We start from the raw sequence: 22,400 nt of genomic DNA, 5'->3' as shown, positions 1-22,400 counted from the left end.
TGTAAAAGCGGCTCAGGCGTCCTTGCCCGAGTCGTGTAGCGGGGAATCAGAACTTGGCTTCAGCATCCAGTTGCAGGGTGTTGATTTTCGAGTCCCGCAGAGTGGCGTTGGTGTAGTCGGAATCAGCCATGAAGTACGTCGCGCCGAGGGCGAAATTCTTGTCGATCTCGTAGCTCACTTTCAACTTGCTGCCGCGCGAACCGGTGAAGCCGTTGGCGAAGTCAGAGTCGGTGAAGGCACCGACCACCGCGTTACGCTGTACGTCGCGATAGTTGTAGTCCACACCGAAGCCGAAGACGTTGGTCTTGACACCGGCCAACCAGCCCATGTCCTGATCGTTGCTGGCATCGTCGTTGTTGACGACTTGACCGTAGATCGACAGCGGCATTGGCAGGCCGCCGATGTCGAGCTGACCGAAGCCTTCGTACAGTTTGAACTGTTCATTCGCCGTGTTGCCGTTAATGGCCAGTCGGCAGGTGTTCGCAGCACACGTATTGTTGATGTCGTTGTCGTTGTCGTAAGCGTAGAGACTGCCGCCCAGCGTCATTTTCAAGTTGTCGGTGATCGCGAAGCGCGCACCCAACTGGCCTGCATACAGACGCAGGTCGTGACGGAACTGCTTGCCTTCGCCGTCGACGTTGTCCTTGAGAGTGTAGTGGCCAGCGCTACCGAACAGCTCGGTGCTGCCGCCCAGCGGGTATTTGTAAGTCAGTGCCAGCCCTTCCGGGCTGATGTCGCTATCCCAGATGATGTCGCCCATGCTCACCCATTGCTGGGGCATCTTGCCGCCAACGAGGTGCAGGTTCTTGATGGCGTCAGGGTGGTAGTCGACGTAACCCTGGTCCAGCCAGATATCCTTCTTGGTGAAGTTGTTGTCCAGGCTCTGGTTGGTGGAGCGAGGATCGTTGTCGCTGCCAGTGGCAATACGGATGCCGGTGTCCACTTGCGGGTTGATTGCAGTGTAGGCACCCAGGCGGACACGAATACGTTGACGATCCTGGTCGCCGGTGTTGGAAACACCATCGTTCTTGACCGTTTCCTGACGGAAACGCACGTCACCCTTGAACTGGGTCTTGGCAGCCCACGCCAGTTTCTGGTCGAAGGTACTCAGTTCATTGGTTTTCTTCGCAGTCGCCGCGATCTGTTCGTTGGTCTCTTGTTGAGCCTGGCGGGCGATTTGCTGGTCTTTTTGATCCCTGGCCAGCTCGGCTTGCAGTTCGGTGTACTGCGCAGGCGAAATCGAGCCGTTTGCCTTGAGCATGTCGAGCAGTTTGGCGTCGACTGCGGCGCTGGCCGGAACACTCATGGCCAGCAGCAACCCGCCACACAAGGCCGCCGCAGTTTTCGTGGAAGCAAGACGCATATCAATCTCCGAAGATGTAATGGGATGACTGAGCCATCCAGGACACAACCGACCGTTGACGGACGGAAAACAGTGACCAGGTATAGAACCCGGCGCTCTAAAAACAGGCGCCAGTATCGCGATGGTTTATGACAGAGCAGTGGCAATGTGATGGCATCTCGATGACGATACAAATATGGCGAACACCCTTATCCAGAGCCCTGTCGGCGGATTGCTCGTGTGGATTTTTTGGCGATGGGCGATACTCGCCGGGCTTTCACGCAAAGAAGTAGGGAAAGAACTGATGCCGCTGCAACGTCTGGAAAGTCTGTCCGAAATCGCGTCGCAGACGTGGGACGCCCTGGTGCCCGAGAATCAGCCCTTTTTGCGCCACGCCTTTCTCAGCGCGCTGGAAGACAGCGGTAGCGTCGGCCCTCATTCCGGCTGGCAACCCGAGCATTTGCTGCATATCGAAGGCGATCGCCTGATTGCCGCGCTGCCCAGTTACCGCAAATGGCATTCCTACGGCGAGTACGTGTTCGATCACGCCTGGGCTGATGCCTGCGAGCGTGCCGGTATCGATTACTACCCCAAGCTGCTGACGGCCGTACCGTTCAGTCCGGTCAGTGGCCCGCGTTTACTGGCGGCCACGCTCGAGGACGGTTTCGAACTGTTGAAAAGCCTGCCGGGCTACCTTGAAATCGAACAACTCTCCAGTGCCCACATCAACTTCACCGACCCGTTCACTGACGTAGCCTTGGCCGAGCAGCCGGGCTGGTTGCAGCGTATCGGCTGTCAGTACCACTGGCAGAATCGCGGCTATCGGGACTTTCAGGACTTCCTCGACGTCCTCAGTTCGCGCAAGCGCAAGCAGATGCGCAAGGAACGCGAACAAGTGGCGGGGCAGGGCATTGATTTCGAATGGCTTGAAGGTAGGCAACTCGATCAGGCGCAGTGGGATTTTGTCTATGCCTGCTACGCCAACACCTACGCAGTGCGTAGGCAAGCACCGTATCTGACGCGGGAGTTTTTCAGTTTGCTGGCCGAGCGCATGCCAGAGTCGATTCGTGTGGTGTTGGCCAAGCAAGGCTCACGGCCGGTGGCCATGGCGTTCAGTCTGGTGGGCGGCGACAGTTTTTACGGTCGTTACTGGGGCTGTCTGGCGGAGTTCGACCGTCTGCACTTCGAGACCTGTTTCTATCAAGGCATGGACTACGCGATTGCCAATGGCTTCCAGCGTTTCGATGCCGGTGCCCAGGGCGAGCACAAGTTGATTCGCGGGTTCGAACCCGTGATCACTCATTCATGGCACTACTTGCGTCATCCCGGCCTGAAAGCTGCCGTCAAAGACTTCTTGCAGCAAGAGCGCGTCGGTGTGTTGGCGTATGCCGAGGAAGCGAGGACGGCCTTGCCTTACCGGCAAGACTGATCCTCGCCCTGGGCTTCAGCTGCCTTCCTTGCCTAACCATCGATACGTCACGCCGCCGATCACCGCGCCGAGCAGCGGCGCCACCCAGAACATCCACAATTGCGCGATGGCCCAGCCTCCGACGATCAGCGCCGGGCCAGTGCTGCGGGCCGGGTTGACCGAGGTGTTGGTGACAGGGATCGAGATCAGGTGAATCAGCGTCAGGGCCAGGCCGATGGCGATCGGTGCCAACCCGGCGGGGGCGCGCTTGTCGGTGGCACCGAGGATGATCAGCACGAACATCGCCGTCATCACCAGCTCACAGACAAAGCCTGCGGCCATCGAATATTTGCCGGGAGAATGCTCGCCGTAGCCGTTGGAAGCCAGACCGTTGGCGACATCGAAGCCATCCTTGCCGTTGGCGATGTAGTAGATCAAGGCCGCCGCGATAATCGCGCCAATCACCTGAGCGATGATGTAGGCGGGCAGCTCTTTGGCGGGGAATCGACCGCCAACGAACAAACCGACCGAGACGGCGGGGTTGAGATGGCAGCCGGAAATATGGCCAATGGCGAATGCCATGGTCAGTACCGTCAGACCAAAGGCCAGGGCCACACCCAGCACCCCGATCCCCAGCGGAGAAGACGCGGCCAGGACCGCACTGCCGCAACCCCCCAACACCAGCCAGAACGTACCTAACAACTCAGTGACTGAACGTTTGAACAGAGACATGAGAGCGTCCTTGATAGGCTTCCTATCGAGACTGTATCGAGTGATGCCTCCTGCACATTTACGACAGGCTCATCTCCAGAACCTTGGCTGATTACAGCAGGGTTTTGGCGGATTTCCAGCAGCCATAAAAAACCGCCAGAGCCCGTGGTTGGCGGTCTCTGACGGTTTTAATGATGTAGGAAGTCTATGTAGCAGCTGGCGCAGCCTGCGTTCGGCTGCGGAGCAGTCGTAAAATCAAACAACGCGGTGTTTCAGGTAAAACGCATGTGCTGGATGAACGACTGCTCCGCAGCCGAACGCAGGCTGCGCCAGCTGCTACAAGGGCATTGGCGTCCGAAAAATTTAGTCGATGCCGACAAATCCACCCGTCTGGTGCTGCCACAACCGCGCATACAACCCGCCATGGGCCAGCAGTTCGGCGTGGCTGCCGGTTTCGGCGATCTTGCCTTTTTCCAGCACCACCAGCCGGTCCATGCGAGCGATGGTCGAGAGCCGGTGGGCGATGGCGATCACGGTTTTGCCCTGCATCAGGGTTTCGAGGCTTTCCTGGATCGCCGCTTCGACTTCCGAGTCGAGCGCCGAGGTGGCCTCGTCCATGATCAGGATCGGCGCGTCCTTGAGCAGCACGCGAGCAATCGCAATCCGCTGACGCTGACCGCCGGAGAGTTTCACCCCGCGTTCACCGACGTGGGCATCAAAACCGGTGCGGCCTTCGGAGTCCGACAACAATGGGATGAACTCGTCGGCACGGGCCTTGTGCACCGCTTCCCAGAGTTCGGCGTCGGTGGCATCGGGTTTGCCATACAACAAATTGTCGCGGATCGAGCGATGCAGCAGGGACGTGTCCTGGGTGATCATGCCGATGCGCTCGCGCAGGCTTTCCTGGCCGACTTCGGCAATGTTCTGGCCGTCGATGAGGATGCGCCCGCCCTCCACGTCATAGAGGCGCAGCAGCAGGTTGACCAGGGTTGACTTGCCTGCGCCGGATGGACCGATCAGGCCGATTTTCTCGCCGGGCTTGATGGTCAGGTTGAGGTCGCCGATGATCCCGCTCTTCTTGCCATAGTGGAAATCCACGTGCTCGAAACGCACTTCGCCACGGCTGACCGCCAGCGGTTTGGCCTGCTCGCGATCGGTGACGCTGACCGGTTGGGAAATGGTCTGCAAACCGTCCTGAACCATGCCGATGTTTTCGAAAATCCCGGTGACCACCCACATGATCCAGCCGGACATGTTGACGATGCGGATCACCAGGCCGGTGGCCAGGGCAATCGCGCCTACGGTGATCAGCGACTGCGTCCACAGCCACAGGGCCAGGCCGGTGGTGCCGACGATCAGCAAGCCGTTCATGCTGGTGATGACCACGTCCATGCTGGTGACCACCCGGCCGGCCAGTTGGGCTTTTTCGGTTTGTTCCTTGATCGCTTCGCGAGCGTATTGCTGCTCGAAGTTGGTGTGGGCGAACAGCTTCAGGGTAGTGATGTTGGTGTAGCCGTCGACGATCCGCCCCATGAGTTTGGAGCGCGCATCGGAGGACACGACCGAACGTTCCTTGACCCGTGGCACGAAGTAGTAAAGGGCACTGATGAAGGCGACGATCCAGGTCAGTAGCGGGATCATCAGGCGCCAGTCGGCTTCGGCGAACAGCACCAGCGAGCTGATCGCGTAGATCAGCACGTGCCACAGCGCGTCCACCGCTTGCACGGCTGAATCGCGTAGCGAGTTGCCAGTCTGCATGATGCGTTGGGCGATGCGCCCGGCGAAGTCGTTCTGGAAAAAATTCAGACTCTGTTTGAGCACATAACTGTGGTTCTGCCAGCGAATCAGGCTGGTCATGCTGGGGCTCAGGGTCTGGTGCACCAGCAGGTCATGCAGGCCAACAAAAATCGGCCGAAAAACCAGGGCTACCACCGCCATCCAGGCCAGCTCGATGCCGTGTTCCTTGAAGAAATCGACGTTAGGCGTGCCTTGGGTCAGGTCGATGATGCGACTCAGGTAACTGAACAGCGCCACTTCGATCAGCGCACCGATCAGACCGACCAACAGCAGGACGGCGAAACTCGGCCAGACCTGCTTCAAGTAATAGGTATAAAAAGGGAGAACCCGATCCGGCGGAGCGGCCGTCGGGGCCTCGCGGAAAATGTCGATCAGTTTCTCGAAACGGCGATAAAGCATCAGTTCTCCGCCCGCGCACGGGCTCTCCTTTGAACAGTGTGAGCGGCGCACTCCGGCAGCCGCTCAAGACTTCCTGTGTAGCTTAGTCGATGACTTTGGCCGACTTGATGAACACAGGGTCGGCTGGCACATCTTTCATGCCGCCACGGGTGGTGGTTTGCGAGTTGACGATGACGTCCACCACGTCCATGCCTTTCACGACTTTACCGAACACGGCATAGCCATCGCCCTGATCCAGGAAGTCGTTGTCTTTGACGTTCACAAAGAACTGGCTAGTGGCCGAATCAGGATTAGAGGTGCGGGCCATGGACAGCGTGCCACGGACGTTATGCAGACCGTTTTTGGACTCGTTCTTGATCGGTGCCTTGGTTTCTTTCTGCTGCATTTGTTGAGTGAAACCGCCGCCCTGGATCATGAACCCTGGAATTACACGGTGAAAAATCGTGTTGTTGTAGAAGCCGCTGTTGACGTAATCAAGGAAGTTCTTGGTACTGATCGGCGCCTTGACCGGGTCCAGTTCGATCTCGATCTGGCCGTTGGTGGTTTCCAGCAGAACGTGCGGCGCCTTGGCGGGCGTTGCGGCCATCAGGTTGGCGGCAAACAGAACGGAGCCAGCGACGAGGGCGATTTTTTTCAGCATGGGTCAGTGATCCTGAGTGAGGTGGTGTCGACTGCGGTGAGAAACTCGAGCAGCGTTTGGTTGAATATTTCGGGTTGATCCAGCGGGGTGGCGTGGCGCGAATCGGCGATCACCACCAGCCGCGCATCGGGCAGCAGTTTTACGTAGGCCTCTTTCAGCGAGACCGGTGTGTAGTCACGGTCGGCGCTGACGATGAGGGTTGGACAGGAGACCCGCGAAAGTCGTTCCTGAACCCCCCAGCCAACGATTGCATCGAAGCTGGCGAGATAAGCATGTTTGTCGTTTTTTGCCCAGCGCTCAGCCATTTTTTGTCGCAGGTCGGCCTGTTCGGGTTTGGGGAACAGCTTGCCGCCCAGGGCCGTGCCGATGGCGCCCAGACTGAGGACGCGCATCAGGCTCCAGCGCTTGAACCACTGCCAGTAATCGTCGCGGCTGCGCAGTTTGACCTCGGGCGCGCTGTTGACGATGCACAGGCTTTTGAGCAATTGCGGCTGATCCACGGCCAGTTGAAAACCGATCATGCCGCCCATGGACAGGCCCACGTAATGAGTGGGGCCGAGGTTCAGGTGTTCAATCAGGGCGACCATGTCGGCGCTGAAGCCGGCGATGCTGTAGCGCTCGCGGGGTTTGTCGGAGCGACCGTGGCCGCGTACATCCGGCACGATCACCCGGTAGCGGGCCGACAACGCCGGGATCTGCTTTTCCCAGTCCAGGGTGCTGGAACCCAGCCCGTGGACCAGCAGCAACGGCGTACCGTGGCCATATTCCTCATAGTGCAGGTTGCAACCATCGTGTTCGAAATAGGCCATGCGTACACTCCGTGTCAGGCTTGTTCAGGGGCGGCGAAAGGTGCATCCAGCGGCGCTGTGTCAAAAGTGCGCAGCAGTTCGATAAGAATCTGCGTGGCCGGACCCAAGGGTTTGTCCTTGTTCGAGTACAGGTAGAAGCTCGGGTTGCGGCTGCCACCCTGGTCCAACGGTAGCAGCTTGAGCAGACCTTCCTTGAGTTCCCGTTCGATCATGTGCCGAGGCAACCAGGCGAAACCCAGGCCACTGCTGACAAAAGTTGCCGCGGTGGCCAGGCTGCCGACGGTCCAGCGCTGTTCCGCGCCGAGCCAGCCGACGTCCCGTGGCTGCTGGCGACCGGAGTCGCGGATGACCACTTGCATCTGGGATTCCAGATCCTGGAAGTTCAGTTCGCGGTTCAGACGATGCAGCGGGTGTTCGGGGTGAGCGACAGCCACAAACTCGACGTCGCTCAATTCCGCGCCCAGATACCCGGGAATGCTGAAGCCAGTAATGGCCAGATCGGCCACGCCTTCGAGCAAGACTTCTTCTACCCCCGACAGCACTTCTTCGCGCAGACGCACCCGGCAGCCACGGCTTTGCGGCATGAACGCGGTCAAGGCGCGGACGAGGCGGGCGCTCGGGTAGGCGGCGTCGACCACCAGCCGCACTTCCGCTTCCCAGCCTTGCTCCATGTGATGGGCCAGGTCCTCCAGCTGACTGGCCTGTTTCACGAGTTGCCGCGAACGGCGCAGCAGCACGCCGCCGGCTTCGGTCAGCACCGCTTTGCGGCCGTCGATGCGCAACAGCGGCACGCCGAGCTGGTCCTGCATGCGCGCCACGGTGTAGCTCACCGATGATTGCGAGCGGTGCAGCGCTTCGGCGGCCTGGGCGAAACCGCCGTGGTCGACCACGGCCTGTAACGTTCGCCATTGATCAAGGGTCACGCGGGGCGCTTTCATGAATAGCTCCTCTTGTCCTAAGCTGGCAGTCCTTATTGGAGACTGCTGAATGAAAAAATTCTGTTGCGTGCTGTTGGCAATGCTGCCGCTGACGGCGTTTGCCTATCCGATCGACGTTGAAAAACAGCTGAACGGCTTGAGCATCGACTACAACGCGTATGACACGGATAGTGACATCGCCTCCATTCAGGTGAACAACTACGGCACCACCGATGCGGCCTGTAAGGTGGTTTTCAACAATGGCCCGGAAGCGCCACGCACCCGCAATATCGAAGTCGCCGCTGGTAAACACAAAAATGCCACCGCCAAGTTCAACCGAAGCATCATCAAGATGCGTATCAAACTGACCTGCACCCCCAAATGACCTCAAGCGGAGCACGCCCGCCAGGCATGCTCCGCTTATAAACGAATTTATTGATGGTTTATAGCAGTTATTTGCGATTTTTCATCGATTTAACTCTGTTTAACCTTCACTCCATCGACTTACAACATTCTCAGATGGAGGCTACATCCCATGTCCCGCGTTCTGATCATCGAAAGCAGTGCTCGTCAGCAAGACTCGGTTTCGCGTCAACTGACCCAGACCTTCATCAGCCAGTGGCAAACCGCACACCCGAACGACCAGATCACCGTTCGTGACCTGGCCGTCAACCCGGTGCCGCATCTGGACATCAACCTGCTGGGCGGCTGGATGAAACCTGCCGAGCAGCGCAACGACATCGAACAGGTTTCCCTGGAACGCTCCAACCAGTTGACCGACGAACTGCTGGCCGCCGATGTACTGGTCCTGGCCGCGCCGATGTACAACTTCGCCATCCCGAGCACCCTCAAAGCCTGGCTCGACCATGTGCTGCGTGCCGGCGTGACTTTCAAGTACACCGACACCGGCCCGCAAGGCTTGCTCAGCGGCAAGCGTGCCTACGTGCTGACTGCGCGCGGCGGGATCTACGCCGGCAGCCCGGCGGATCACCAGGAACCCTACCTGCGTCAGGTCATGGGCTTCATCGGGATTCACGACGTGACGTTCATTCACGCCGAAGGCATGAACCTGGGCGGTGACTTCCAGGAGAAAGGCCTGAGCCAGGCCAACGCCAAGCTTTCCCTCGTCGCCTGAGGCTTTAATCGCCAGATAATCCCTTGATGTTCAAGTGACCTGGCGCAACCTCTTCAAGGCTTTACGCGCATCGAACCTCCCTTTGCACTTGTTGCTCCTGAGTGCTGTAGCCCGATTGAACGCTTTAGCGAGATCGGGCTTTTTTTTGCCTGCGATTTAGCGATGGCCGGCAAAAACCGCTATCGTCGCCGCCATTCGAAACGAGGCGAGCATGGGCTATCTACTTTTTGTCACGCTGATTCAGGCGTTTTCCTTCAGCTTGATCGGCGAATACCTGGCCGGTCATGTCGACAGTTACTTTGCGGTGCTGGTGCGAGTGGTGCTGGCGGGGCTGGTGTTCATTCCGTTGACCCGCTGGCGCTCGGTTGAACCGGCGTTCATGCGCGGCATGCTGCTGATCGGCGCGTTGCAATTCGGCGTGACCTACGTCTGCCTGTACCTGAGCTTTCGGGTTTTGACGGTGCCGGAGGTGTTGCTGTTCACCATCCTCACGCCTCTGCACGTGACCTTGATCGAAGATGCGCTGAACCGGCGCTTCAATCCATGGGCATTGGTCGCGGCACTGGTGGCGGTGATGGGCGCGGCGGTGATTCGCTACGACCGGATCAACCCGGATTTCTTCATGGGCTTCCTGCTGTTGCAACTGGCCAACTTCACCTACGCCGCCGGGCAGGTGCTCTATAAGCATCTGGTGGCCCGCCATCCGAGCGATTTGCCGCATTACCGGCGCTTTGGCTACTTCTATTTGGGCGCATTGGCGGTGGCGTTGCCGGCGTTTTTGCTGTTCGGCAAACAGAACTTCCTTCCCGAAGCACCGCTGCAATGGGGTGTGCTGGTGTTCCTCGGCCTGGTCTCGACTGCGCTCGGGTTGTACTGGTGGAACAAGGGCGCGTGCCTGGTGAATGGCGGGACGCTCGCGGTGATGAACAACCTGCATGTGCCGGTGGGGTTGCTGATCAATCTGCTGATCTGGAATCAGCATGAAGCGCTGGGACGGTTGTTCCTGGGTGGGTCGGTGATTTTGATGGCGGTGTGGATCAGTCGGTTGGGTGTCAGACGACAAGCGAAGCCGGTGCAGGAACGGCAATGATGGATCTGATCGCCGCCATCGAGCAGATCTACGAGCCCGCCGGCATGACATTAACGAATGAGGCTCAACGCGAGGAAGAGAGCGCCGAATACGGCGCCTGCCGCTTTGGCCTCGATGGGCAGACGATCGTCTACCGTGTGGCGAAAACCACGCCGACCAAGATCGGCCAGTTCGTCACGCTGTGGAAGCGGCCGACGCCGGCCAGCGAGATTGCACCGCTCGACACCGGTGATGGAGTTGCCTTTGTGGTGGTGAGCGTTGCTGATGAAACGCACTGTGGGCAGTTCGTGTTCGACCAGAAGATACTGGCTGCCAAAGGGGTCATGTCGATTGACGGTGACGGTGGCAAGCGCGCAATTCGCGTCTATCCGCCCTGGGCCAGACCTGTTGCAAAACAGGCGATCAGGACGCAGCAATGGCAGCTGAAGTATTTCTTCGCACTTGAACAGAATGGGAGCGCCGACGCGGTTCAGGTGCGCCGACTCTTTGGAAAATAGACACCTAACCCTGTGGGAGCGGGCTTGCTCGCGAAGGCGGAGTGTCAGTCAATATAGATGTCGACTGAAACTCCGCCTTCGCGAGCAAGCCCGCTCCCACAGGGGGGAATGTGTGGCTACATGATGTGTTTTTCTGGCTCGGGGATATGGCTCGCGCCTAACATGGCCGGTAGCAACCCGGCCCTTAGGTCTCCGCCACTGGGTTGCTGATAAAGGCTCAAGCCAAACTCCGGCAACACCGCTAGCAAGTAATCGAAAATATCCCCCTGAATCCGCTCGTAATCCGCCCACACGGTAGTGCGGGTGAAGCAGTAGATCTCCAGCGGAATCCCCTGAGCGGTAGTCTGCATCTGCCGAACCATGCAGGTCATGTTCGGTTGAATTTCCGGGTGACTCTTTAGGTACGCCAGTGCATAGGCGCGGAAAGTCCCGATATTGGTCATCCGCCGACGGTTGGCCGACATCGCTGCAACGTTGCCCTGGGCTTCGTTCCAGGCCTTGAGCTCAGCCTGCTTGCGACTGATGTAGTCGGTCAGCAGATGCACCTGGGACAGCTTCTGCTCTTCGTCATCGCGGATGAATCGTACGCCACTGGCGTCGATAAACAGGCTGCGCTTGATCCGTCGCCCACCGGACTGCTGCATGCCGCGCCAGTTCTTGAACGACTCGGACATCAGGCGCCAGGTTGGAATCGAAACGATGGTCTTGTCGAAATTCTGCACCTTGACCGTGTGCAGCGTGATGTCGACCACGTCACCGTCGGCGCCGACTTGCGGCATCTCGATCCAGTCGCCGACCCGCAGCATGTCATTGCTGGTCAGCTGCACGCTGGCGACGAACGACAGCAGGGTGTCCTTGTAGACCAACAGAATCACTGCCGACATGGCGCCCAGACCCGACAGCAGCAACAGCGGCGAACGGTCAATGAGGGTAGCGACAATGATGATTGCGCCAAACACGTACAAGACCATTTTCGCCAGTTGTATGTAGCCTTTGATCGAGCGGGTTCGGGCATGTTCGGTGCGCGCGTAGATGTCGAGCAGGGCGCTGAGCAGGGCACTGACCGCCAACAGCAAAAACAGAATGGTAAATGCCAGTGCGACGTTACCGAGGAAGATCAGGCTGGTCTTGCCCAACTCCGGCACCAGGTGCAAGCCGAACTGGATCACCAGCGAGGGGGTGATCTGCGCCAGGCGATGAAAGACCTTGTTATGCCGAAAGTCGTTGATCCAGTGCAATGCCGGCTGGCGACCGAGCATTTTGGTCACATGCAGAATGAGGTAGCGCGCCACTCGTCCGAGGACCAGCGCAACCACCAGCAATACCACCAATGCCAGGCTGGAATGCAGGAGCGGGTGCTGATCAAGGGCACCCCAAAGGTCTTGGACGTTGAGCCAGAGCTGTTTGATATCCATGGGCGAAAACGGTTCTTCTGTAGGACGCGACGGGGCGATTAGAGCATTTAAGACGCTTTGGATGACGTTTGAGGACAAAAGACGCAACAAAAAAACCACTGTTTAGCGCCGTTTGTATAAAGAAACTCGGCCTTAGCGCTCGAAACCGTTACCCTATGCAGCTGTTTTTTTGTATTTCTTCGAGGTAGCACCCGTGTTTTCCCAATTCGCCCTGCACGAACGCCTGCTCAAAGCCGTGGCCGAGCTTAAATTTGTCGAGCCAACGCCTGTGCAAGCAGCGGCTATTCCGCTGGCGCTCCAAGGGCGTGACCTGCGGGTGACAGCGCAAACCGGTAGCGGCAAAACCGCTGCATTCGTTTTGCCGATCCTCAACCGTCTGATCGGCCCGGCTAAAATCCGCGTCAGCATCAAGACCCTGATCCTGCTGCCGACCCGCGAGCTGGCCCAGCAAACCATCAAGGAAGTTGAGCGTTTCGCTCAGTTCACCTTCATCAAGTCCGGCCTGATCACCGGCGGTGAAGACTTCAAGGTCCAGGCTGCCATGCTGCGCAAGGTACCGGACATCCTGATCGGTACGCCGGGCCGGATGATCGAGCAACTGAACGCCGGTAACCTCGACCTCAAGGAAGTCGAAGTCCTGGTCCTCGACGAAGCCGACCGCATGCTCGACATGGGCTTTGCCGAAGACGTCCAGCGTCTGGTGGAAGAGTGCACCAACCGTCAGCAGACCATGCTGTTCTCCGCCACTACCGGTGGTTCGGGCCTGCGCGAGATGGTCGCCAAGGTGCTGAACAACCCTGAGCACCTGCAGCTCAACAACGTCAGCGATCTGAATGCGACCACCCGTCAGCAGATCATCACCGCTGACCACAACCAGCACAAAGAACAGATCGTGAACTGGCTGCTGGCCAATGAGACCTATCAGAAGGCCATTGTGTTCACCAACACCCGGGCCATGGCCGACCGTATCTACGGCCGCCTGGTGGCGCAGGAATACAAGGCGTTCGTCCTGCACGGTGACAAAGACCAGAAGGATCGCAAGCTGGCCATCGATCGTCTGAAGCAGGGCGGCGTGAAAATCCTCGTCGCCACCGACGTCGCCGCTCGCGGCCTCGACGTGGAAGGCCTGGACTTGGTGATCAACTTCGACATGCCGCGCAGCGGCGACGAATACGTTCACCGCATCGGTCGTACCGGTCGTGCCGGTAACGATGGCCTGGCCATCTCGCTGATCTGCCACGGCGACTGGAACCTGATGTCGAGCGTCGAGCGCTACCTCAAGCAGAGCTTCGAGCGCCGCACCATCAAGGAAGTCAAAGGCACCTACGGCGGACCGAAAAAGGTCAAGGCCTCGGGCAAAGCCGTTGGCGTGAAGAAGAAAAAAGTCGACGCCAAGGGCGACAAGAAGAAAACCGGCGCCAAGGCACCGACCAAACGCAAAATCGCCAACCGCCCGAAGACCGACGCCCTGTCGCTGGTCAGCAAGGACGGCATGGCCCCGCTGAAACGCCGCAAGCCGGAAGCGCCGGCTGCTGAATAAGCAGTTTTAGCGACCAATAAAAAACCGGACCAATGTCCGGTTTTTTTATGCCTGAAATTCCTGGTTCGATTAACTCTCGGCTTTCTTCTCCGCCGATCCCAGTTCCTTCAGTCGCTGATCAATCAACTGGCACTTGTCCGGCAGATCCTTGCTGGCCGTCCCCAGATCCATCTGCTGCAGTTCATCGTTGATTTCCTTGGCCTTGGCCGGGTTTTGCTCGGTGAGTTTGGTGACTTCCTTGGCCAGTTGTTCGCGCTTAATGGTGGCTTCTTCGGGTGTGCAGGCCCAAGCGGGAAGGGCGCAGGCGAGGGTAGCGGCGAGGGTGAGTTTCAGCAGGGTTTTCATGGGGCAGGCCTCATTTCCGGTTAAGGCGGGTTATCCGGTTGAGGGTTGAAGGGCGTAAAAAGTTCAGAGACGCCAAACCCGGTCGCCTGTTGGGCGACGGTTTCGTGAGCTTGCTCCGGGCGGCGATTCGACGATAGCGGTGTATCAGGCGATATCAGTAATGAATGTTTGCCAGTCACCGCGAGCAAGCTCACTCCCACAGTCGATTTCTATCCCTCATGGCAGCAGCCGGCTGGGGCTTCATCGTCATACTTATCATGAAGCCTCACCCATTCCATGATTTCCTCTTCATTACGCCCCTTGGGCGTGAGGTCGAGGTAGTTGTAAGCCCCGACCAACATGTCGAGACCTCGGGCATAGGTGGAATAGGTGTGGAAAATCTCGCCGGCTTCATTGCGATAAAACACACTGAGGCCGGGGAGTTCTTCTTCGGCGCCGTCGGATTTTTCGTAGTTGTAGGTGGCTTTACCGGCGGTGACGTCTTCTGCTCGGGCCGAGACGCCGAAGTCATAATTGAAGTCGCAGCCTTCTGACGACACCCAATCGAATTTCCAGCCCATGCGCCGTTTGAAGGCCTGAAATTCGGCGAACGGTGCGTGGGAAACCGCCACCACGGCGACGTCATGGTGGGCCAGGTGCTGGTTGGCGCCGTCGATGTGGTCGGACAGGAACGAGCAGCCGGAACAGCCTTCGTCCCAACCTTTGCCAAACATGAAGTGGTAGATGACCAACTGGCTACGGCCGCCGAACAGGTCAGCCAGTTTCAGTTCACCGTTCGGACCCTGAAAGCGGTAGTCCTTGTCGATTTTCACCCAGGGCAGGGCGCGGCGTTCGGCGCTGAGTTTGTCTCGTTCTTTGGTGAAGGCTTTTTCGTGGGCCAGGTGTTGCTTGCGGGCGGCGAGCCATTCTTCTCGGGAGACGACGGGATGATTCTGAATGTTCATGGGATTCTCCTGCGGGGTGCTGGGAGGTGACTTACACAGCCTAGTCGTTTGGCCTACGCCCAATTCGACAGGCCGCCGGTCGGTAAAGGCAAAAACCTCGGCTGAACGGCTACGAACCGCGTCGGTCACAACCTATGAAGGCCATTTCACTCGCGGGTACTGGAGGTTGATCAGGATGACGACTTATAACTGGGATTTGATTGAACGCTTGCTGCACGAGGTGCAGAACAGCGCCGGCCACAGCTTTACGCCACGGCCCTACGCCGAGCAGTATGCGGCGGAGAAAGCGGCGAACGGCGAGGAGATCGAGAACCTGGATCATCTGAAAGCAGTGGCCGGTGAGTATGAAAAGTTACTGTTGGCGCGCGGCTATATTGAGCCTCGGCCTGAGGATCAAGGTGGTAACGGTTCGAACTACATTTTGACGCCTCGGGGTTCGAGCTTATTGAGCCTGATCGACAGCAGCATTCCGGGCAATGACCATCCGCGGCAGGTGTTGGATGAGCAGGAGGATGCGCTGGATGAGGTGACGTTTGATGAGGTGGCGTCGAAGGCGCAGATTGCCTGATACCTCTAAAAACATCGCGGGCTTACCCGCGATGTTTGGCTGACTGAAAGCTATCCCTGATGCACCGCCTTCAAACACTTCAAATCATTGAAATCCTTCCTCACTCCCTCGATCTTCTTCAACAACCGCTGGCGCTGTTCCGGCGTGCTTTCGGCCATCAAATCCACAAATAGCCCCCGTGCCTGGGCTTCGGTGCTGGCGTAGGCCTGGCGATAAGCGGACGTCCACAAACTTTCGCGATTGACCAGAAGCGTCTCGATTCTCTGTGGGAATTCTGGACTCTGGCGCTGCGCAACCGCTGCACTGAACTGCTTCTGCCAATGGACGCGGTTGGCGATCCATTGCGTATTCTGGTCGCCCAAGGCGTTGGACCACGCGACAACACGTAACTGCTGGGTTGCGCTGAGCGGTCCGAGCCAGTCATTCAGACGTTTTTCCATGCGCTGGCTGCGCGCTTTGATCTGTTGATCGAGAGACGGTTTGAGGTATCGCTCCTGGCGTTTGTTTTGGTCCTTGGCAAAGGCCTCGTTCATCTCCGCGACTTGCTGGTCATTCAGCCCCTGCAACAGCGCAATGGCCGACGGGGTGATTTCCCGTGCGGTTTGGGCGATGGCTTGTTTGGCTTCCTGGACGCGGGTTTGCAGTGCGGCTTCGGTGACCTGGTTGGTCTCGACCATGACCTGCAAGCGATCCAGCCAGTCGAGGTAGCCCGGCAGTTGCGTGGTGCAGTGCCAGCTCAGGTGCTCTTTGAGGCGCTCGTTGAACCAGTCTTTCTGCTCCCCGTTCATGTTCAGATAATCGCTGAGCGTCCAGGGAATGATTACATCGAGGTTGCGATAGGCCAGGCCCACGCGACTGCACGCACCGAGGGCGAGACTGAGGGTGATAACGACGACGAGACACTTCAACCAGCGCGACATGGGCGAATCCTTTGCGAAGGCCTGGCTTTTTAATGGGCTTCTCTATGTGAACGCAGGATGAGCCTCGCAGTTCAGCCGATCAATAAAAGGCGCGTTCGGCCTTGAGGGTGACCAGCCCGTCGCATTGGCTGTTGTGCCCGGAATAGGCGGAGCAACTGTTGCCGCTCAAGCTGGAATCACTGTAGATCAGGTTCAGATCGACGCCCATGAACGGGCGGGAAAATTGCACTGACCAGTCGGTGAAACTGCCTACATATCCACCGTCGACGGACACCGGCGTGTTGAGCTGGTGGGTGGTGTATTTCATGCTGATGCCGATGCCAAACGGCTGATTGCCGCCCAGGTCGGCGAAAACGGTGCTGTTCTGTTTGTCCGGGTCGTTGCTGAAGGCTGCGCCGAAACGGCTGCCCAGAAAGGTCAGACCACCGAAAAGCTCCTGGCTGTCGAGGGTGTCCACTTTCGGATAGCTGTAACGGATCATGCCGACTTCGTACCCGAGGGTATTGTCGAAAGGCTGTTTAAAGCCCATGTAGGAGTCGACTTCAAGGTTGGCCCCAGGCGTTAAACCCATGCTCGGTGCCCATTGGCCCACGTAAAAACCGCTGTCGTGACTCAGGTCGAGACCACCGTGGAAGGAGCCGGTGCTGGAAGGTTTGACCAGCCCCTGGGCCATGCTGCGGCTGGGGGTGGTGCCGAGTTTGAGATCGAAGTCGCCCAGTTCACGCTGAAAGATTTGCGCATTGGCGAGCGAACACGACAGCAGGCTGCCGAGCAACAAATAGGAGGGTTTGAGCATGCGTCACTCCATGACAGCGAGGAGCAGGAACTGAAACCTACTGAAACGCTTGATCTAGACGTGTGCAAGCATACCGGCGAATGCTCGGCATCGAGGGCCGTTCGTCGATTTTTGAAATATTGATGTGTTTGGCGGGGTGTTGCGAGGAGGTTCCAGTCCAAGCGCTTCGAAGCTCAAAGCGCTTAGGGACCAGGTGACGCGGCGGATCTTGGGGAAGTTACTTCTTGCCCAGGGTGATCTGCTTGGACGGGCCGAACGTCTGGCCGCTGACGCCTTTGGCAATTTGCTGGATCTCTCCGCCGGACTTGAGGAACGCAGCAATCTGGTTGTTGATCGATTCGCTGGTTTCAACGGCTGGAGCTGGCTTTGCTTTGCTGTTGGATGCTTTTACACGCATGGCGGCCATTAACCTATAGAAAATTAACTTGGCCAGGCATCGTACAGGAAATACTTGACAATTGCTTGGTAAATATCCCCCCGAAATACACAGGGCAGATGAAGAATTAATCACAAGTTATTATTCTGAATAGGCCTCTAAGCTGCTGTTTTAACTAAGAACGATCGTGAAAAATTACTGTTTTCCGCCCGGCGGACAGGTGCGAAAATCGCCAGAACGGCCTGACGAGCGGCCAGGCGCGTGCGGTAAAGCCCAGGAAAATTAAGCCCTTCAGAGGATTTTCTTGCGCCACCGGGCTGGCCAGCGAACGCGGCCCGCAAAACCGGGTAGAATGCCGCCCACGCAATGAGGGTATTGGAAATGGCTTTAGTCGGGCGCTACAACAGTTTGCAAGTGGTTAAACACACTAACTTCGGTTTATATCTGGACGGTGGCGCGGATGGCGAAATCCTCCTGCCTAATCGTTATATTCCCAAAGATATTCCCAGCGAAGATGAAGACTGGCTCAACGTTTTTATTTATCTGGACAGCGATGACAAACTCATCGCAACTACCGAAAAGCCGAAAGTTCAAGTCGGTGAATTCGCCAGTTTAAAAGTCGTTGAAGTCAACAGCATCGGTGTTTTCCTGGATTGGGGTTTGCCGAAGGATCTGTTGCTGCCGTACTCCGAAGAAAAGCGCCAGATGACCGCCGGTGAATATGTCGTGGTACACGTCTACCTCGACAAGCACACCCGCCGCATCACCGCGACGGCGCGTCTGGACCGCTACCTCGACAAGACCCCGGCCAACTACACCCCTGGCCAGGAAGTTGATTTGCTGGTTGCCGAAGCCACCGATATGGGCTTCAAGGCGATCATCAACAACAAGCATTGGGGTCTGATCCACAAGAACGAAATCTTCAAGTTCATGCGCGCCGGTAAAGAAGAGAAGGGCTTTATCAAAGAAGTCCGTGCCGACGGCAAGATCAGCCTGAGCCTGCAACCGGTCGGCGAAGAAGCCGCCACCAGCCTGAACTCGAAGATTCTCGCCAAGTTGCGCGACAACAATGGCAGCCTGCCGGTCAGCGACAAGAGCGACCCGACGGTGATCAGCAGTATGTTTGGCGTGAGCAAGGGCAACTTCAAGAAAGCCATCGGTGCGTTGTACAAGAACGGCCAGATCGTCATTCACGCTGATCGCATAGAACTGAGCTGACCTGACGCCGGCCCCTGTAGGAGCTGCCGCAGGCTGCGATCTTTTGACTGTAAAAGATCAAGATCAAAAGATCGCAGCCTGCGGCAGCTCCTACCGGCATGGGTCCCCTGCATGTACGTTCACTGCACTGTCGAGTCTCTGCCATGGATTGTGTTGTCGAGGTGTTCCGGTGAGCGCCACCCGGCGCAGCGCCGATGGGTTTGCCCTGCAAGTGATGATTGGGTTGTGCCTGATCTGGGGTATTCAGCAGGTGATGATCAAGTGGGCGGCGCCAGACATCGCGCCGGTCATGCAGGCCGCCGGGCGCTCGGGTATTTCCGCGTTGCTCGTAGGATTGTTGATCTGCTGGAAGGGCGGCTGGGATCAAGTGGGCAACACCTGGCGCGGTGGACTACTGGCTGGCGCGCTTTTTGGCCTGGAGTTCTTCTTCATTTCCGAAGGCTTGCAACTCACCACCGCCGCGCACATGTCGGTGTTCCTTTACACCGCGCCGATCTTCACTGCATTGGGCGTTCATTGGCTGTTGCCGAGTGAGCGTTTAAGACCGGTCCAATGGCTGGGGATTTTCCTCGCCTTCGTCGGGATCGCCATCGCCTTTGCCGGTGGGGTTTCCTGGGACAACCTCGATCACCGCATGTTGATGGGCGATGCCTTGGGCGTGCTGGCTGGCGCGTCATGGGGGGCAACCACGGTGGTGGTGCGCGCTTCGCGCCTGTCGGAAGCGCCGGTGACGCTGACGCTGTTCTATCAATTGATTATCGGTTTCGTAGGCCTGTTGCTGATCGCGATCCTCAGCGGCCAGGTCACCCATGTCAGCTTGACCACGGTCGCGGTGGCCAGTGTGTTGTTTCAGGGATTGGTGGTGTCGTTCTTCAGTTACCTGACCTGGTTTTGGCTGTTGCGCCGTTATCTGGCGGCGAACCTGGCGGTGTTTTCGTTCATGACGCCGTTGTTCGGCGTCACGTTCGGTGTGGTGCTGCTGGGCGAAGAGCTGAGCTTCAACTTCGTTGTCGGCGCGGTGCTGGTGTTGCTGGGCATCACGTTTGTCAGCGCTGAGCAGTGGGTGCGCCGTCGTTTGCGCAAAGCCCTCGGGCAGCAGTAACCGGGCTTAGCAGCAAACCGCCAGCCACCAACAAACCACAGCCAGCGAACACCAGCGCTGGCTGCAAACCACCACTGAAGTGGCTGCTCAGCGCCGCCAGCAACGGCCCGCTGAGCTGGCCCACGGCAAAGCACGCCGTCAGCATCCCGGCGTTGCGCTGGGTGGCGTGGGGCGCCAGTTCCCGGGAACGTTGCATCACCAGCTGCATGCAGGCCAGGAACGGCGTGCCGCAGAGGATCACGCCCAAGGCCAGGCCTGGGCCGCTGCCCAACAAGCAAGCGAAGACCCCGGCGGCTTGCAGCCACAACGTCGCCATCAGCCAATGACGGGTAGCGTTCGGGTTATGTCGACGCAAACTCACCAGCACCACGCCGATAGCGGCCGCCAGGCCGAAGCACGGCCAGAACAGATCAGCCATCCATTGACCGTGAAACTGCGCGTTGGCCATTTGCGAGAGGAAAGTGGCCGGGATGATGTAGCCCAAACCGTACAAGGCGTAGATCACACCTAAGCGGCCAATGCCTTGGTTACCTGACGTAGTAACGGTCGCTGCTGCTGCCACCGTGGCGGTCGGTTGCGGCAGGAACGGCAGAATTCCCAACAGCATCACCAACGCGACGCCGGCATACACCAGCCACAACGTTGCAGAAGTCTGACCCAGCAGGTTCGACCCCAAGGCTAACAACCCCGTCAGAAAAATCCCCAAACCCGGTCCGGCAAATACCAGGGCGCCAAGCCGTGGGCGACCGGCCGCCGCGGCCAGTGGCTGGCTCAACGCGGTGATCATCACCAACACCCAGGCGCTGGCCACGCCGGTGCCGAACCGCAGCACCAGATGGGACCAAAACCCGTTGGCCCAGAACGACGCCAGGGTCAGCAGTACACAGAGCCACAAACCACCCAGCAGCCGCCGACGAACCTGATCGGGACGGCGGGAGAACATCGCGTCCACCGCGCCAACGAAGTAGCCGAGGTAGTTGGCCGCAGCAATCAGACCGGCGGCGGTCAGGTCGATCTGACCCTCGCTCAGCAGGTGCGGCAACTGAGGCGTGAGGGCGAAACGCCCGATGCCCATGGCCATCATCAGGGCGATGAAACTGGCGAGTAAGCGAATCAGAGGGGACATAGTCTGAATTCCAACAGAGGATCAATGACCGTCAGGCTAGGACTGATTGACTTTCTTTTAAAATGAATAATAGTGAGTAACTTGTTCTGATTTGGAGAATGGCGTGGAATTCAGCCAATTGCGGATTTTCCAGGCTGTAGCGCAGGAGGGCTCCATCACCCGCGCTGCCGAACGCCTGCACCGGGTGCCATCGAACCTGTCGACCCGGCTTAAACAGATGGAAGAGCAACTCGGCGTAGAACTGTTCGTGCGTGAACGTCAGCGTTTGCAGTTGTCGCCTGCAGGAAAAGTCCTGCTGGACTACACCGCCAAGTTGTTCAATCTGCGCGACGAAGCTCAAGCGGCGGTGCAGGGCGGGCAACCGGCCGGGGACTTCGTACTCGGCACCATGTACAGCACGGCGGCGATTCATCTGCCGGGGTTGTTGGCGCGTTATCACCGCACTTACCCGGCGGTGAACCTGCAAGTGCAGTCCGGGCCAAGCGGCGAATTGCTTGAAGGATTGCTCACCGGGCGTCTCGATGCGGCGTTGGTGGACGGTCCGCTGGAACTGGCCGGGCTCGACGGCGTGCCGTTGTGCGACGAACGGCTGGTGCTGATCAGCGAGGCCGATCACCCGCCGATCCTCAGCGCGCTGGATGTGGAAGGGCGCTCGGTGTTCACGTTTCGGCAGGGTTGTTCCTACCGGATGCGCCTGGAAGCCTGGTTCTCCCATTCCCACGCAGCCATGGGCCGGGCGATGGAAATCGAGTCTTATCCGGGGATGCTCGCTTGCGTGATCGCCGGCTCAGGCGTGGCGCTGATGTCGGAGTCGATGCTCGCCAGCCTGCCGGGCCGCGAAAGCGTGGCGGTGCATCCGTTGGCCGAGCCATTTGCCAGTGCCACCACATGGCTGATGTGGCGCAGAGGCATGGTTGGGGCGAACTTGAACGCCTGGCTTGAGCAGCAACAATTGGTCTATCCGTCGGCGCCGAGTCAGGCTTGGGCGATGGCTTGAACTATCGGTCAGGTATTTTGATCAATTCAGTAACAGATCATTGCGACTTTGGGCGAGCATTGCGTAGGACTTCGGACTATTATCAGTGCGAAGTGGCTACAGAATTTTGGCCACTCGGCACTACCCTGAAGGGGGCACCATGAAAGAGAAAATCCAAAACTGGCTGCACGACCTGGGTGTTGCACTCGGTTTGATCGAACCGCCACTGCAACCTGTGCCTATTCGCACTGACGACGAACAACGCCGACGCCAGCAGCGCCGCCGGTAAACGCGTCAAGGCCTAAAAGATCGCAGCCTTCGGCAGCTCC

The 22,400-nt window shown here is 58.4% G+C and carries 23 protein-coding genes and 1 pseudogene; 11 read left to right on the top strand and 13 right to left on the bottom strand.

Annotated features, from left to right (window positions below; all coding sequences use genetic code 11):
• Positions 1 to 46 precede the first annotated feature (46 nt).
• Complete coding sequence (locus ACMXYI_RS30290) at positions 47 to 1,363, bottom strand: putative porin (protein ID WP_415770774.1); 1,317 nt, start codon at positions 1,361 to 1,363, stop codon at positions 47 to 49.
• A 283-nt stretch (positions 1,364 to 1,646) separates the two neighbouring features.
• Between ACMXYI_RS30290 and ACMXYI_RS30285 the strand changes: the two genes are divergently transcribed.
• The gene (locus ACMXYI_RS30285) at positions 1,647 to 2,771 is read left to right on the top strand and encodes a GNAT family N-acetyltransferase (RefSeq protein WP_415770772.1); all 1,125 of its coding nucleotides are present in this window, start codon (positions 1,647 to 1,649) and stop codon (positions 2,769 to 2,771) included.
• Between the two features lie 15 nt (positions 2,772 to 2,786).
• On the opposite strand, the gene aqpZ is transcribed toward ACMXYI_RS30285, so the two are convergent.
• The 5 genes and pseudogenes from aqpZ to ACMXYI_RS30260 form a co-directional block, all read right to left on the bottom strand.
• Complete coding sequence (gene aqpZ, locus ACMXYI_RS30280; RefSeq protein ID WP_415770770.1) at positions 2,787 to 3,482, bottom strand: aquaporin Z; 696 nt, start codon at positions 3,480 to 3,482, stop codon at positions 2,787 to 2,789.
• A gap of 342 nt (positions 3,483 to 3,824) precedes the next feature.
• The gene (locus ACMXYI_RS30275) at positions 3,825 to 5,657 is read right to left on the bottom strand and encodes an ABC transporter ATP-binding protein (RefSeq protein WP_415770769.1); all 1,833 of its coding nucleotides are present in this window, start codon (positions 5,655 to 5,657) and stop codon (positions 3,825 to 3,827) included.
• An 82-nt stretch (positions 5,658 to 5,739) separates the two neighbouring features.
• On the bottom strand, positions 5,740 to 6,297 hold the full coding sequence (locus tag ACMXYI_RS30270) for a peptidylprolyl isomerase (protein ID WP_415770767.1): 558 nt from the start codon (positions 6,295 to 6,297) through the stop codon (positions 5,740 to 5,742).
• Between the two features lie 3 nt (positions 6,298 to 6,300).
• Positions 6,301 to 7,106 (bottom strand): annotated as a pseudogene (locus ACMXYI_RS30265) (alpha/beta fold hydrolase).
• Positions 7,107 to 7,120: 14 nt separating this feature from the next.
• Positions 7,121 to 8,044, bottom strand: a complete 924-nt coding sequence (locus tag ACMXYI_RS30260; protein WP_056742659.1) for a LysR family transcriptional regulator — start codon at positions 8,042 to 8,044, stop codon at positions 7,121 to 7,123.
• A 49-nt stretch (positions 8,045 to 8,093) separates the two neighbouring features.
• On the opposite strand from ACMXYI_RS30260, the gene ACMXYI_RS30255 reads away from it, so the two are divergent.
• From ACMXYI_RS30255 to ACMXYI_RS30240, 4 genes are all read left to right on the top strand, one after another.
• Positions 8,094 to 8,408: a 3-phosphoglycerate kinase gene (locus tag ACMXYI_RS30255; RefSeq protein ID WP_129442039.1), complete on the top strand. Its 315-nt coding sequence runs from the start codon at positions 8,094 to 8,096 to the stop codon at positions 8,406 to 8,408.
• Positions 8,409 to 8,558: 150 nt separating this feature from the next.
• Positions 8,559 to 9,158 carry an FMN-dependent NADH-azoreductase gene (locus ACMXYI_RS30250; protein WP_415770766.1) on the top strand — a complete coding sequence of 200 codons (600 nt, stop codon included), beginning with the start codon at positions 8,559 to 8,561 and terminating at the stop codon, positions 9,156 to 9,158.
• Between the two features lie 211 nt (positions 9,159 to 9,369).
• Positions 9,370 to 10,248, top strand: a complete 879-nt coding sequence (locus ACMXYI_RS30245; RefSeq protein ID WP_415770764.1) for a carboxylate/amino acid/amine transporter — start codon at positions 9,370 to 9,372, stop codon at positions 10,246 to 10,248.
• The gene (locus ACMXYI_RS30240; RefSeq protein ID WP_415770762.1) at positions 10,245 to 10,745 is read left to right on the top strand and encodes a MepB family protein; all 501 of its coding nucleotides are present in this window, start codon (positions 10,245 to 10,247) and stop codon (positions 10,743 to 10,745) included. The genes ACMXYI_RS30245 and ACMXYI_RS30240 overlap by 4 nt, the downstream gene beginning before the upstream one ends.
• Positions 10,746 to 10,861: 116 nt before the next feature.
• On the opposite strand, the gene ACMXYI_RS30235 is transcribed toward ACMXYI_RS30240, so the two are convergent.
• Positions 10,862 to 12,160: a mechanosensitive ion channel family protein gene (locus ACMXYI_RS30235; protein ID WP_415770760.1), complete on the bottom strand. Its 1,299-nt coding sequence runs from the start codon at positions 12,158 to 12,160 to the stop codon at positions 10,862 to 10,864.
• A gap of 193 nt (positions 12,161 to 12,353) precedes the next feature.
• Between ACMXYI_RS30235 and ACMXYI_RS30230 the strand changes: the two genes are divergently transcribed.
• A complete protein-coding gene (locus ACMXYI_RS30230; protein ID WP_095054295.1) occupies positions 12,354 to 13,700 on the top strand; it encodes a DEAD/DEAH box helicase in 1,347 nt (448 codons plus the stop codon).
• Between the two features lie 69 nt (positions 13,701 to 13,769).
• Here the strand turns inward: ACMXYI_RS30230 and ACMXYI_RS30225 are convergent, their stop codons facing one another.
• Both ACMXYI_RS30225 and ACMXYI_RS30220 read right to left on the bottom strand, forming a co-directional pair.
• Entirely contained in the window at positions 13,770 to 14,045 is a 276-nt protein-coding gene (locus tag ACMXYI_RS30225) for a hypothetical protein (RefSeq protein WP_415770759.1), read from the bottom strand.
• Between the two features lie 209 nt (positions 14,046 to 14,254).
• Positions 14,255 to 14,989: a DUF899 domain-containing protein gene (locus ACMXYI_RS30220; protein ID WP_415770757.1), complete on the bottom strand. Its 735-nt coding sequence runs from the start codon at positions 14,987 to 14,989 to the stop codon at positions 14,255 to 14,257.
• Positions 14,990 to 15,164: 175 nt separating this feature from the next.
• Here ACMXYI_RS30220 and ACMXYI_RS30215 point away from each other — a divergent pair, with 175 nt between their 5' ends.
• The gene (locus tag ACMXYI_RS30215) at positions 15,165 to 15,557 is read left to right on the top strand and encodes a transcriptional regulator (RefSeq protein WP_415770755.1); all 393 of its coding nucleotides are present in this window, start codon (positions 15,165 to 15,167) and stop codon (positions 15,555 to 15,557) included.
• Between the two features lie 50 nt (positions 15,558 to 15,607).
• On the opposite strand, the gene ACMXYI_RS30210 is transcribed toward ACMXYI_RS30215, so the two are convergent.
• The 3 genes from ACMXYI_RS30210 to ACMXYI_RS30200 all read right to left on the bottom strand — a co-directional run bounded on the left by ACMXYI_RS30210 (position 15,608) and on the right by ACMXYI_RS30200 (position 17,679).
• Positions 15,608 to 16,477 (bottom strand): DUF6279 family lipoprotein, encoded by an 870-nt coding sequence (locus tag ACMXYI_RS30210; protein WP_415770753.1) that lies wholly within the window; start codon positions 16,475 to 16,477, stop codon positions 15,608 to 15,610.
• Positions 16,478 to 16,556: 79 nt separating this feature from the next.
• Positions 16,557 to 17,273, bottom strand: coding sequence for a TorF family putative porin (locus tag ACMXYI_RS30205; RefSeq protein WP_415770751.1), 717 nt, complete (start codon positions 17,271 to 17,273; stop codon positions 16,557 to 16,559).
• A gap of 217 nt (positions 17,274 to 17,490) precedes the next feature.
• Positions 17,491 to 17,679, bottom strand: a complete 189-nt coding sequence (locus ACMXYI_RS30200) for a hypothetical protein (RefSeq protein WP_017337097.1) — start codon at positions 17,677 to 17,679, stop codon at positions 17,491 to 17,493.
• Between the two features lie 351 nt (positions 17,680 to 18,030).
• On the opposite strand from ACMXYI_RS30200, the gene ACMXYI_RS30195 reads away from it, so the two are divergent.
• The gene (locus tag ACMXYI_RS30195; protein WP_033056115.1) at positions 18,031 to 18,867 is read left to right on the top strand and encodes a CvfB family protein; all 837 of its coding nucleotides are present in this window, start codon (positions 18,031 to 18,033) and stop codon (positions 18,865 to 18,867) included.
• A gap of 169 nt (positions 18,868 to 19,036) precedes the next feature.
• On the top strand, positions 19,037 to 19,969 hold the full coding sequence (locus ACMXYI_RS30190) for a DMT family transporter (protein WP_415770749.1): 933 nt from the start codon (positions 19,037 to 19,039) through the stop codon (positions 19,967 to 19,969).
• On the opposite strand, the gene ACMXYI_RS30185 is transcribed toward ACMXYI_RS30190, so the two are convergent.
• Positions 19,914 to 21,095, bottom strand: a complete 1,182-nt coding sequence (locus tag ACMXYI_RS30185; RefSeq protein WP_415770747.1) for an MFS transporter — start codon at positions 21,093 to 21,095, stop codon at positions 19,914 to 19,916. The genes ACMXYI_RS30190 and ACMXYI_RS30185 overlap by 56 nt on opposite strands.
• Positions 21,096 to 21,198: 103 nt before the next feature.
• Here ACMXYI_RS30185 and ptrR point away from each other — a divergent pair, with 103 nt between their 5' ends.
• A complete protein-coding gene (gene ptrR, locus ACMXYI_RS30180) occupies positions 21,199 to 22,092 on the top strand; it encodes a putrescine utilization regulator PtrR (protein WP_415770745.1) in 894 nt (297 codons plus the stop codon).
• 139 nt (positions 22,093 to 22,231) lie between these two features.
• Positions 22,232 to 22,360, top strand: a complete 129-nt coding sequence (locus ACMXYI_RS30175; protein ID WP_007914492.1) for a PA1414 family protein — start codon at positions 22,232 to 22,234, stop codon at positions 22,358 to 22,360.
• The last annotated feature ends 40 nt before the right edge of the window (positions 22,361 to 22,400 follow it).

Origin of the sequence: Pseudomonas lyxosi (assembly GCF_047758685.1) — a bacterium.
In the GTDB taxonomy this organism is placed as follows: Bacteria; Pseudomonadota; Gammaproteobacteria; order Pseudomonadales; family Pseudomonadaceae; genus Aquipseudomonas; species Aquipseudomonas lyxosi.
The sequence above is the reverse complement of the archived record's forward strand: the minus strand, read 5'-3'. Positions and strand labels throughout refer to the sequence as shown.

Bases quoted from the DNA above. Each gene is read 5' to 3' on its own strand.
- ACMXYI_RS30290 (WP_415770774.1), bottom strand. From the start codon at position 1,363: ATGCGTCTTGCTTCCACGAAAACTGCGGCGGCCTTGTGTGGCGGGTTG.
- ACMXYI_RS30285 (WP_415770772.1), top strand. From the start codon at position 1,647: ATGCCGCTGCAACGTCTGGAAAGTCTGTCCGAAATCGCGTCGCAGACG.
- aqpZ (WP_415770770.1), bottom strand. From the start codon at position 3,482: ATGTCTCTGTTCAAACGTTCAGTCACTGAGTTGTTAGGTACGTTCTGG.
- ACMXYI_RS30275 (WP_415770769.1), bottom strand. From the start codon at position 5,657: ATGCTTTATCGCCGTTTCGAGAAACTGATCGACATTTTCCGCGAGGCC.
- ACMXYI_RS30270 (WP_415770767.1), bottom strand. From the start codon at position 6,297: ATGCTGAAAAAAATCGCCCTCGTCGCTGGCTCCGTTCTGTTTGCCGCC.
- ACMXYI_RS30260 (WP_056742659.1), bottom strand. From the start codon at position 8,044: ATGAAAGCGCCCCGCGTGACCCTTGATCAATGGCGAACGTTACAGGCC.
- ACMXYI_RS30255 (WP_129442039.1), top strand. From the start codon at position 8,094: ATGAAAAAATTCTGTTGCGTGCTGTTGGCAATGCTGCCGCTGACGGCG.
- ACMXYI_RS30250 (WP_415770766.1), top strand. From the start codon at position 8,559: ATGTCCCGCGTTCTGATCATCGAAAGCAGTGCTCGTCAGCAAGACTCG.
- ACMXYI_RS30245 (WP_415770764.1), top strand. From the start codon at position 9,370: ATGGGCTATCTACTTTTTGTCACGCTGATTCAGGCGTTTTCCTTCAGC.
- ACMXYI_RS30240 (WP_415770762.1), top strand. From the start codon at position 10,245: ATGATGGATCTGATCGCCGCCATCGAGCAGATCTACGAGCCCGCCGGC.
- ACMXYI_RS30235 (WP_415770760.1), bottom strand. From the start codon at position 12,160: ATGGATATCAAACAGCTCTGGCTCAACGTCCAAGACCTTTGGGGTGCC.
- ACMXYI_RS30225 (WP_415770759.1), bottom strand. From the start codon at position 14,045: ATGAAAACCCTGCTGAAACTCACCCTCGCCGCTACCCTCGCCTGCGCC.
- ACMXYI_RS30220 (WP_415770757.1), bottom strand. From the start codon at position 14,989: ATGAACATTCAGAATCATCCCGTCGTCTCCCGAGAAGAATGGCTCGCC.
- ACMXYI_RS30215 (WP_415770755.1), top strand. From the start codon at position 15,165: ATGACGACTTATAACTGGGATTTGATTGAACGCTTGCTGCACGAGGTG.
- ACMXYI_RS30210 (WP_415770753.1), bottom strand. From the start codon at position 16,477: ATGTCGCGCTGGTTGAAGTGTCTCGTCGTCGTTATCACCCTCAGTCTC.
- ACMXYI_RS30205 (WP_415770751.1), bottom strand. From the start codon at position 17,273: ATGCTCAAACCCTCCTATTTGTTGCTCGGCAGCCTGCTGTCGTGTTCG.
- ACMXYI_RS30200 (WP_017337097.1), bottom strand. From the start codon at position 17,679: ATGGCCGCCATGCGTGTAAAAGCATCCAACAGCAAAGCAAAGCCAGCT.
- ACMXYI_RS30195 (WP_033056115.1), top strand. From the start codon at position 18,031: ATGGCTTTAGTCGGGCGCTACAACAGTTTGCAAGTGGTTAAACACACT.
- ACMXYI_RS30185 (WP_415770747.1), bottom strand. From the start codon at position 21,095: ATGTCCCCTCTGATTCGCTTACTCGCCAGTTTCATCGCCCTGATGATG.
- ACMXYI_RS30175 (WP_007914492.1), top strand. From the start codon at position 22,232: ATGAAAGAGAAAATCCAAAACTGGCTGCACGACCTGGGTGTTGCACTC.